Annotated in this window: 2 protein-coding genes; both read right to left on the reverse strand. The window is 56.0% G+C overall.

Going from position 1 to position 1,506, the window contains the following annotated elements; genetic code table 11:
* The coding region (locus tag BMW74_RS24425) for an IS66 family transposase (RefSeq protein WP_093426651.1) at positions 1-1,043 on the reverse strand (1,043 nt) is incomplete at its 3' end.
* 18 nt (positions 1,044-1,061) lie between these two features.
* Positions 1,062-1,421, reverse strand: a complete 360-nt coding sequence (tnpB, locus tag BMW74_RS24430; RefSeq protein ID WP_019412232.1) for an IS66 family insertion sequence element accessory protein TnpB — start codon at positions 1,419-1,421, stop codon at positions 1,062-1,064.
* Between the last annotated feature and the right edge of the window lie 85 nt (positions 1,422-1,506).

The following is a 1,506-nucleotide window of genomic DNA, read 5'->3' on the forward strand; positions in this document are numbered from 1 at the left end:
ATATCGGCACGCCCGGTTTTACCTTTAGGCTGCACCTTTTGCGCCTCGACAAACTTGCGTCGCGCATGTGCCCAACAACCTAAACGTTCGACACCTGATTGCGCGCCCAAGGCGTTATAACCCGCGTAATCATCGGTCATCAGGTAGCCGCGATAACCTTCGAGCAGCCGCGACGGCACCTCCTGCGCCCGGCTGGTCGAGTAGTCAAAAAGGATCACAGGCTGATTCGGCGGCCCGCCGGTTTGCACCCACATCCAGGATTGGCTGGTCGGCTCTCGACCTGGCTCTTTCAGCACTTGGACACGTGTTTCGTCGCAGTGGATGACGCGGCTTTCCAGTAACCGGTCGCGCATTAAGTTGAGCAAGGGTTGCAGGTGTTCGCTGCACTGGATAACCCAGCGAGCCAAGGTTTGGCGTGGGATATCGATACCGTGGCGGCCCAACACTTTTTCGAAGCGATGCAGCGGTAAGCCGTCGACGTATTTGGTCGTCAGCAACATCGCCAACACGCTGGGGCTGGCCATGCTCTTTTCGATCAGTTGAGCCGGTTTGTCAGCAGTGACCGGCGCGGTTTCACAGCCACGGCAGGCGTAGACCTTGCGCACATGTTTGATCACGCGGATTTGCATTGGCACGATCTCGAGCTGCTCGCTGATTTCTTCGCCAATGCTGTGTTTACGGCAACCGCAGGCGCAGGTCTGCTCGTGATCGGGCAGTTCGTGAATGACTTCGATACGCGGAAGATCGGCAGGCAGAGGCTTGCGTTTGCCCCGTCGCTTGGTCGGAGCGACGACCTCTTCGTCAGCCGCGTCGTCGACAGACTCGGCCACGCTTTCAGCCTCGTTGAACAAGGCCATTTGTGGGGTCGCGGGATCGGCTGTCTGCTCTGACTTACGTCCGAAAAGGCGCTGACGCAACAGCGCGTTTTCTTCTTCAAGATGAACGATCTTGCCCTTATCCGACTCGCGCTCACTCAGCATTTGCTCAAGCAGTTGCTTGAGCAAAACAGGGTCGTCAGGAAGGCCTTTGGGCATGGAAATCATGCCCTGGATTATACCGAATCAGGCGACGAATCGAGGCGTCAAAACTTGATGCGGACGGTTACGCCACAAATCAAAACCGTCCAATAACCAGTTGAGTTCTTGAACCGTCAGCACAATGGCTTCATCTGAACAATCCGGCGATGTTTTGAAGCGCTCGGACTCCAGGCGCTTTAGCCAAAGGCAGAAGCCGTTGCGCTCCCAGTACAAAATCTTCACTCGGTTTCGAGGCTTGTTGAGGAACACGAAAAGCACCGGGTCAAACACCGCGACCTTGATGTCCAGTTCGACCAGAGCGGCGAGGCCATCAATGGATTTTCGGAAGTCGACGGGCTTGGGGTAGAGATAGACTTTTTCAACTTTTGCGTCGGGACGCATCATGAGGTGCTGGCTCCGTAAAGGAATCGGGAGCACAGCATCGGGGATCAGGTGGTGACTTTGAATGTGGGGATTATGGAGCGCTTAC

Origin of the sequence: Pseudomonas sp. ok272, from assembly GCF_900109995.1 — a bacterium.
Taxonomy (GTDB): domain Bacteria; phylum Pseudomonadota; class Gammaproteobacteria; order Pseudomonadales; family Pseudomonadaceae; genus Aquipseudomonas.

Bases quoted from the DNA above. Each gene is read 5' to 3' on its own strand.
- tnpB (WP_019412232.1), bottom strand. From the start codon at position 1,421: ATGATGCGTCCCGACGCAAAAGTTGAAAAAGTCTATCTCTACCCCAAG.